Source organism: Desulfitobacterium sp. (assembly GCF_035539115.1).
Taxonomy (GTDB): Bacteria; Bacillota; Desulfitobacteriia; order Desulfitobacteriales; family Desulfitobacteriaceae; genus Desulfitobacterium_A.
The window spans coordinates 45,206-53,962 of the sequence record NZ_DATLJA010000024.1; the positions used below are offsets into that span (position 1 = coordinate 45,206).

Sequence of the window (8,757 nt, forward strand, 5' to 3'; positions counted from 1 at the left end):
CTTTTTTATACTAACAGAAAGTATAAATTTTGGGGCAGATAGTATAAGTGCAACCAGCGGCTTTCATTCTCCTACGATGCAAGTGGTTAAGTCCGGCAGGATAAGGCAACTAGGGCTACCACCTTCGCTAGGGCTTGGTGCTAGCCAAGTTTTCTTTATCGCTGAAGCTCGGCGAAAGCCGGGTTTTCTTTAGCTGAAAAATTGAAGGATATGTAGAGAGAGGGTTTATTTATATGAAAAGAGGAATTGGGCTCTTGGTGCTTGCTACAATTCTTTGGGGTGGCAATTATATTTGCGGACGTTTTTTAGCGTCTGCCTTACCGGCAACCTTACTGAATACAGTACGGTGGGCAATTTCGACGGTCATCCTTTTTGGGTTACTGGCTATCAAGAAAAAGAGAATTCCCATTTTTGTAATGTGGAAGGAATTTTTGATCCTAGGCTTTTTCGGTATATTTGCATTTTCAACGTTGAACTACATGGGATTAAGATTGATTAGTGCATCTCAAGCCGGTATGATTTCAGCGGCAAATCCGATTGCGATACTGCTGTTTAGCCTTCTTGTACTTAAAGAACATATCAGTGGAAAGGCTTGGCTGGGTACCCTAGTATCGTTAGCAGGCGTAATCCTTTTGTTTCAAGGAAAACATGTTGTCTCCGCCTCTAGTTCAGTGTTTGGAGAAATCGAAACTCTCCTAGCCAGTTTGGCGTGGGGGCTCTATACGGTCTTTGGCAAGAAATATGGAAAAGATACGGATCCGCTGACAATGACAGCAGGCGCCTCTTTCTATGGCACGCTTCTCAGTGCTTTAAGCTGTATCGGAACGGTTCAGCCGGGGATGATCCATATGACGGTAAGTGCTTGGTTAGCAGTACTCTATGTCAGTACTCTCGCTTCTGTGTGTGCCTTTTATGCCTGGAACGCAGGTGTTAAAATGCTTGGCGCTAGCAAAGCAGCCCCTTATATCAACTTGCTGCCGGTTTGCACGGTTATCTTTGGAGTTCTCTTATTAAAGGAGCAGATTTCTGGGACTTCACTTGCGGGAGGATTAATCACCATCCTCGGTGCGGTTTTGGCTACGCTTTAGGCAGAAAAACGAACCGCTTGATACCCACCATCATCGGATAATCTTCCTCGGGAACTCCTGCGTATTTCGGGGATATCCGGATACGTCGGAATACGCACCGCCGCTTGGTATTTGATTATCCTTACGATGTGGATAATGATCTGCCGCCAAAACAACGTTTTTTTATAGCGTTCAATGAATAAATTAGAGTAATGCTGTAAATGCAAAAACTCAACTTTTAAATCTAAAAAAATATTTTGATATGCTAAAGTTATTTTCCGTTAATACGATTCTTAAATATCTCTTTTCGCATACAACCTACAGGATAGTGTGCAGGATAACACAAGTAACAAGATACCGATACCGACGGGCAAGCCATACATCAGATATGGATTTACCGATATAACTTCCCAGACGGCATTTAAACTTCACAAAGGTACGAGGTTTTCCCTTATACTTGGCCATATCCCAATTAGTATCAGTAGGATTTGCAGGAAAGTCTGGATGCTCTTTAATTATTTTAGAGATTGCATCTGCTTCACTAAATTCTTTGGAATTACTACTTTTTCTCTTCGGCGTTAAATCCCGTGTCCGGACCTTATAACTTAAGTTTTAAAGACAATAGGGATGCCCGAGAACCACTGTGGGATCTCTTAAATATTGCCTTATTCGGAACCTACCTTAACACACTTTCGAAACTTGATATCCTTTAGATTGAAGCTGCCGAATAACTCGTTGTTCCTTTTCGCGTTCACGTTCTGCTAAATATTCCGTGCCTAATTCCTTGTATGGTTCCTTGGTAAGCAATATCTTGTAAGCAATCCGAAGCATTAGATGGCCTAGGGCAAGCAACGCTTTTTTCTTTCCCATGCGTTTTACCCATCGCCAATATGTTGCGGATAGACGAGTATTTTTTGTTCTAGAAGCAGCCCATGCACACTCGCATAAAACCGCCTTTAATGCTTTGTTCCCTGATGTGGTCCCAGCTCTTTTTTTTTACCTGCACTTTCATTATTTCCTGGTGATACTCCAGCCCAAGAAGAAATATGGTTATCCGTTGGAAAAACCGACATATCTGTACCAAATTCAGCAATCATCACCGCTGCAGCCGTTTGGTTTACACCGGGTATGGAATCCAATAGTTCGACTTCTTGACGATAGGGAGTTAGGCACAGCTCTATTTGAGCCTCGATATCGAGAATCGTTCGTTCTAAGTACTCCAAGTGTTTCCAGGAGAATCTAATCATTTCCCGATGATGGCTGCGTAGGCGGTTATTTAAAGCATCGACCAAACCAGGCACTTTACTTTTTAGCTTACCTCTTACCATCTTGGTAATCTTCTCTGCAGTTATGACCTCTCCATCAAGGAGAGACTCCATGATATTACGTCCAGAGACTCCGAAGATATCGGAAATATAGGTTGTAATTTTGATATTGGCGTCTTGCAGAATTTTATGAATCCGGTTTTTCTCTTGAGTCGCATCCTGAAGAAGTTTCTTCCTATATCGGGTTAGATCCCTTAAATCACGGATCTCTACGGGTGGAACAAAACTACCTTCGATTAAGCCACTGCGAAGAAGTTGAGCTATCCATTCTGCATCTCTGACATCCGTCTTTCGTCCCGGAACATTCTTGATTCTTTGGGCATTCGCTAGGATGAGCTGAAACGACCCGGTCTCTAGAATGTTCCAAATAGGTTTCCAATAGATTCCTGTGCTTTCCATCGCCACATGAGTACACTTTTGTTCTTCCAGCCAGTCAGCAAGGGCCAAAAGTTCGGGAGTTGTCGTTCCAAACGTCCTGATCTCTTTTTTCGGCTTATGTTCAAGGGGACCAAAGAGAACACAGGCAACCACTGTTTCTTGATGGACATCCAACCCAGCACAGCATTCTAAAACAGCATCCACTAAACACACCTCCAAATAAGGCGGGCGAATCCAACAATCGGAGAAAACTAAAGAAATTTCTTACACGTGCTCTTGGCACATTCCCCTGTACTCATAGATTGTTGGAGCCAGTTTATATTCCGGGGTAAAATCCACCACAAAAAGAACGGCTAACAGTACCCCCGCCTTATTAAGATTATTCCCAGTTTATTGGTAATGTAGAATGGATTCCTATGCCTGATTTTCATCCCTCCCTGTGAACTGCGAATTCATGGATGTTTATATATACACTTGTATTTTGGACTAGATTTTTAATGGCAAATCCTGTTGCACTTAAAATGAGAATAAAACTTAAAATTATAATCAAACCTAATTTTAAGTTCTTATTCATAGAACTACACCTCTTTGATTTATATAAAAATATTTTAAGAAAAGTTTTAAGATAAAATAATTTATTGTATTCCATAATTTATATGAGATAAATCTTTTACAATAAAATATCCACAAGAAAACGAAGTTACATGCCCTATAGTGAATGAAATTTCAGGCTAATCGTTTGAATGATTCCATACCTATGGTATAATATGGCTATAGATCGTAAGGAATTTATGCCTTAAACGGCGATCAAGAACGATCATGACTCATTTATGATCAGGGCTATCTCATAAGGGTGAGGACGGAGCGTGAAATGTGAAGGAACTTATCAACCTTAAGATCGATTACGCATTTAAGCTTATTTTCGGAAAAGAGGGGAATGAAGCGATCCTCATCGCATTTCTTAATGCCGCGCTGAGGCTGCCATAGGAAAGTCGGATTGAAGCGATAACGATCATGAATCCGGAATTAAACAAAGAATACAAAGAGGATAAGAAATCGATTCTGGATGTTCGTGCTGTTACGATCGAAGGAATGCAGATTAACATAGAGATTCAATTAAGCAATCAATATGACATGGAGAAACGCTCACTGTATTATTGGGCGGAAATGTACTCCCGGCAGATGCGAGAAGGGATGGCATATAAGGAACTGGCGAAAGCAGTAACGATAAACATCCTGGATTTCAATGATTTGAATCAGACGAAGAACTATCATAACGTGTTTCATCTCTATGAAGATGAAGGAAAATTTCAACTCACGGATGCCTTAGAAATGCACTTCATGGAGTTGCCGAAATTGATCGCTAAGTGGCAGCGAAAGGAAGTTAGCCCCTGGGAGAATAGTTTAGTGCGATGGTTGTTGCTCTTAGAGGGTTCAGAGAATCAAGAAATTTTAAGAACACTGGAGGCGATTGCAATGCAAGATCCCGTTTTGCACCAGGCCATGGCAGCTTGGGAGAAATCAAGCGATGATCCCCAAGTGCGAGAGGCGTATTTTGCTAGACGTAAGGCAGTTTTAGATGAGATGGCGGCAGTCAGAGAGGCAGAACTTCGGTTGAGGGAAGCCCTACAGGCAGGAGAGCTGAAGGCGAGAGAAGCAGAACGGAAGGGAAAAGCCGAAGGAAAAGCCGAGGGAAAAGCTGAAGGAAAAGCTGAAATTGCTAAAAACCTCTTAGACATGGGAATTGAGATTCCAAAAGTAGTCAGGGCGACTGGATTGTCTGAAGAAGAAGTTAAAAGAATAAAAGATTGAAGAGGCTAAGCTACCCATAAGTTACAACTGCTTAGAGTTCTTGTTCAAATACAAGAACTCAACTTAAATGAGCTTATTGAGTTTTTGTCATAGGGTTGGGGCAAAGTAGTTAATCAAATGAACCTTCGGCAAAAAGTTCTTAAGATTGAGGCAACACATTTTATGGAAGAGGATTGGGATGTTATCGGACACGTCATGTTACAACTGGTAGATGACTATTTCCCGGTAAAAGAACTTAAAAACTATTTATCAGAATTCGTTACTTTTAAAATGAAAGGCCATTTTCCTTTTGGCCAGCTTGCTATTTTGCATTATCAGATGTTTGAGGGTCGGTCTCAAGACATCTTTCAAGCAGCTGCGGCGGTTGAGCTGATGATTCTTTCGCTGGATATATTCGACGACTTGCAGGATCAAGATGATTTTTCAGTACCTTGGAATAAAATTGACCAGGCTATATCGATGAACATAGCTACGGGTTTTCTAGTGCTTAGTACAAAAGCATTAGAACAAACCTCATTTGAACAAAATAGAAAGGTAAGGGCAAACGACTACCTAAATACGCTGGTGCTAAAAGCGATCAATGGTCAACACACTGATCTTAGGGATTTGATTGAATCCGAAGAAGATTATATCCAAATGGTTAGGGAAAAATCAGGGTCGCTGATGGCTGCTGCATGTCTGGTAGGAACCGCTTTAGCCAGTGAAAAATATCATGATCGTGTAAATAAATATGCAGAGCATATCGGGATTATTGCTCAAATCAAGAATGACATAAAGGATATCTGTCGTTGGGATGAGAAAAATGATCTGATCAATAAGAAAAAAACGCTTCTCACCTTATATTTACTTAAAAATCAACAACCGCAATATCAGTTTACGAGAGATTATTTTAGCGGTAAACTAAAGAAAGAAGAGTTAATCAAAAATAAAGCAGAAATTCAAGCGTTAATCGGAAAATCCGGCGCCCTTGAATATGCTCGTGTTATTATGAGACTAAATCAGTTACAGGCTCTTGAACTGATTGATAGTATGGGGATGGCGCAAGAATGGAAGGAAAAGTTGTTGCACTATGTCTAATTCTTCTGTTCCCCGCAATATAATTGCGGAAACCCGCAGTACAGTTGGCGGGGTTAAACGCTAGATTACATGATATAATTTAGATAAAATCAGATAAAAAATCAAAAGGGAGGGAAAAAGGGTATGCTGCAAAATGCTGTTGAGTACTTAATGCAAAATTCTGAGCTAATAGAGAAAGTGAAAGAGGGTACAGAGAGCTTAGTAGGATTATCCGAAATGGAACAGAAGGCAGTTCTTGAGGTTTTCGGAGGTTCAGGTAGTAGTACCTCTGGATCAATAGAGTATTGGTAAAAAGATCCAAAAAAGAGTCAGGATTTATCCTGACTCTTTTTTATGGGAGGAGATTCGCATGGGAAACTCTAGAAAAAGTTTCGTGTTACTAACTTCAACAGGAATCATTTTGCTGTTGTCCTATTACTTGCTGTTTGTAAGTTTAAACACCCCATACATCGGGCTAACCGTGGAAGAAAATGAAGTAGGTAAATGGCAGATTGCTAATGTGGATCATCTCGGATGGGCAGAACAGCAGGGAATCAAAATTGGAGATACGGTTTTACGGATCAATCAAAATCAGCCGAGCGAATATTTTACAGTTCTGCAATATGGTGTTATTGAACAAGCAGAGACATTAGAAATTAATAAAAATGGAGAATCAATTTCATATAAGGTGACCAATAATCTGACTCCCAACTTAGTCCAGTATCATATCGTCATACCAACACTTGTATTCGTCATATTATTCATTTCTTCCCTTTTTTTATATATCAAGAAAAGCGATGATAAGTCCGCTCTCATTTTGATTCTCTTTTTTCTTGCGCTTGGATTTAGTTATTTGAGTGCCGGTGCTTCATCTAGGAAAGATATTCTGGGGATGAATATCAATAGAATTGCATTCTCATTGATACCCGTACTATTTTTAGAATTCTTACATAATTATTTTAGGCGATATGGACTTTCTTTGTATAACCGAAAGGTTTTATTTGCATTTTATTTAACAAATGGTTTACTTCTTGTTATCAGTTCATTTTTTCAGATCTTTGGAGTAGGTTTATCCATTGTTAGATATTCCTTTCTGGCTATCTTTTCAATAAGCATTCTTTTATGTCTTTACATTTTAATCTCCCGTTATATTCGTTATAGAGAGACCATACATAGACCGGTTTTTAAAATCATCATTGCAGGCTTTACACTGGCATTTTCCCCCTTTGTCTTTTTAGTGGGTTTTCCCACTCTTTTATTCGGGGTGGAACTTATACCGGGAGCTTTAGCGGCAGCTTTTTTAGTATTCCTTCCTGCCGTATTTTTATATCTGATAACTGCAAATCGCTTGTTCGATATCGATTTTATCATTAACCGTATACGTTATTATTCCATCTTAACACTCATACCCACTGTGTTTTTTGTAATATTTTTATTCTATCTTGTGAGGGATTTTACTTTAGTTCAGCGGATTCAGGTTACCCTTGTGACGTATATAGGAATTATCGTATTTCTTTATCTAAAAGAAGAACTTGATTTTCGTTTTCGTCCAAAACTTTTTAGAGAGAAATTTAATTTCCAAGCCAGTTTAGATCGTTTTTCTCATGATATTGCCACAGTGATGAAAATCTCCGATTTAGAAGAACGATTAGTTATGGAAGTAAAGGAGGTTTTATCTGTCAGATCCATTTCCTTGTTGGAAATGGATTTGACAAATTATTCATTAGCGAAAAAAACAGGAAGTCCAGACTTTCCTGATATAGTTATAATGGATTGGTTTAGAAACAATCCGGGATCAAATCCGGTTGGAGAGTTAATCAATATCGGTAGTCATGGAGTTTTTCTAATCGTCAATCAGGAAACGGATAAAAGTCAACTTGTATGGATTAGGGAAAAATCAAATCGAACTCAATTTAATCAAGATGAACGAATATGGCTTAAAACTGTTGCAGTTTATGTAAATATGGTTTATGAAAATCTACACTTGATTGAGGGGGTAATAGAGGAATTGGAGGAATTAGAGGAAGCGGTTACCCAAAAAGACTCAGCGCATCCTTGGGTATTGCGCCTTTTATTTAACTTATCGGAGAAAGAGAGACGTCGTTTAGCATCAGATCTGCACGATTCAGCACTGCAACAGCAATTGCTTTGGTATCGCAACCTTGAAATAATATCAACAGATGAAAGAATCCCTGTGGATCTGCGAAAACGATTAAATGATACGGCGGAAGGGCTATTAGATGTAATCCATCAGATTCGTGAAACCTGTAATGAGCTGCGTCCCCCTTTATTAAAAGAGGTGGGGCTTGTTCATGCGTTAGAGGACTTATTCGCTAATGCCCAGTTACGAACCAATTATATTGTGAATTTTAATGCCACTGATTTTAGGATAGATTTCGATTATGAACATGTATTGGCAGTTTATCGAATTGTCCAAGAGCTTTTGACAAATGCAGCTAAACATTCAAAGGCAACAGAGATCAATATAAGGCTAGCCAATAGTAAGGGCAGCTTAAAATTAGACTATCGAGATAATGGGATGGGTACAGATATAGATCTTAAAAATTTACACGCTTCTTTTGACCATATGGGGTTATCTGGAATCAAGGAGCGAGTTTCAAGTCTTGAAGGTAAAATATGTATTCATTCAGGTTTAGGTAAAGGGTTTGAAGTTTCAATTTGGATGCCATTAAACAAGATACCGAGTATAGACGAACAAGTTTTTTAGGGGGAAAAGACAAAACATGATTGAAATATTATTAGTCGATGATCACCCGTCAGTGGGTGAAGGGACAAAAAGTATGATTGAGCAAAAAAGCGATATGAAAGTTACTGTTGTAACCTCTAGTACAGACGCATTAGAGGTACTGAAAAGCCGAACGTTCGACGTACTGATGTTTGATTTGAATATGCCTGTAATCAATGGATTGGAATTAACCCGGAGAGTAGTCGCGATAAATTCGGATATACCTATTTTAATATATACAGGATACGATATTAGTTCTTATTTTAATATTCTCATAGAAGCACGAGTTTCCGGGTTTATAAGCAAGACAGCATCCAGAGAGCAGCTTGTTACGGCTATTCGCTGTGCTTTACGAGGTGAAGCAGTTATACCT

6 protein-coding genes and 2 pseudogenes are annotated in these 8,757 nt (G+C 39.3%); 6 read left to right on the plus strand and 2 right to left on the minus strand.

Annotated features, from left to right (window positions below; all coding sequences use genetic code 11):
* Nucleotides 1-233 precede the first annotated feature (233 nt).
* Nucleotides 234-1,088, plus strand: a complete 855-nt coding sequence (locus VM640_RS04360) for a DMT family transporter (RefSeq protein ID WP_325390195.1) — start codon at nt 234-236, stop codon at nt 1,086-1,088.
* Here the strand turns inward: VM640_RS04360 and VM640_RS04365 are convergent.
* Both VM640_RS04365 and VM640_RS04370 read right to left on the minus strand, forming a co-directional pair.
* On the minus strand, nt 1,085-1,294 hold the full coding sequence (locus VM640_RS04365; protein WP_325390196.1) for a hypothetical protein: 210 nt from the start codon (nt 1,292-1,294) through the stop codon (nt 1,085-1,087). The genes VM640_RS04360 and VM640_RS04365 overlap by 4 nt on opposite strands.
* Nucleotides 1,295-1,748: 454 nt before the next feature.
* Nucleotides 1,749-2,974, minus strand: a pseudogene (locus VM640_RS04370) (IS110 family RNA-guided transposase).
* Nucleotides 2,975-3,643: 669 nt separating this feature from the next.
* Between VM640_RS04370 and VM640_RS04375 the strand changes: the two are divergent.
* The 5 genes and pseudogenes from VM640_RS04375 to VM640_RS04395 all read left to right on the plus strand — a co-directional run.
* Nucleotides 3,644-4,582: pseudogene (locus VM640_RS04375) on the plus strand (Rpn family recombination-promoting nuclease/putative transposase).
* Nucleotides 4,583-4,744: 162 nt separating this feature from the next.
* Complete coding sequence (locus VM640_RS04380) at nt 4,745-5,659, plus strand: polyprenyl synthetase family protein (protein ID WP_325390197.1); 915 nt, start codon at nt 4,745-4,747, stop codon at nt 5,657-5,659.
* Between the two features lie 123 nt (nt 5,660-5,782).
* A complete protein-coding gene (gene comX / locus VM640_RS04385; RefSeq protein WP_325390198.1) occupies nt 5,783-5,950 on the plus strand; it encodes a competence pheromone ComX in 168 nt (55 codons plus the stop codon).
* Between the two features lie 58 nt (nt 5,951-6,008).
* The gene (locus tag VM640_RS04390; protein WP_325390199.1) at nt 6,009-8,366 is read left to right on the plus strand and encodes an ATP-binding protein; all 2,358 of its coding nucleotides are present in this window, start codon (nt 6,009-6,011) and stop codon (nt 8,364-8,366) included.
* A 16-nt stretch (nt 8,367-8,382) separates the two neighbouring features.
* The coding region (locus tag VM640_RS04395) for a response regulator (protein ID WP_325390200.1) at nt 8,383-8,757 on the plus strand (375 nt) is incomplete at its 3' end.

What these genes read in the sequence shown, in the direction of transcription:
- comX (WP_325390198.1), top strand. Translation starts at nt 5,783, where the DNA reads ATGCTGCAAAATGCTGTTGAGTACTTAATGCAAAATTCTGAGCTAATA.
- VM640_RS04390 (WP_325390199.1), top strand. Translation starts at nt 6,009, where the DNA reads ATGGGAAACTCTAGAAAAAGTTTCGTGTTACTAACTTCAACAGGAATC.
- VM640_RS04360 (WP_325390195.1), top strand. Translation starts at nt 234, where the DNA reads ATGAAAAGAGGAATTGGGCTCTTGGTGCTTGCTACAATTCTTTGGGGT.
- VM640_RS04380 (WP_325390197.1), top strand. Translation starts at nt 4,745, where the DNA reads ATGGAAGAGGATTGGGATGTTATCGGACACGTCATGTTACAACTGGTA.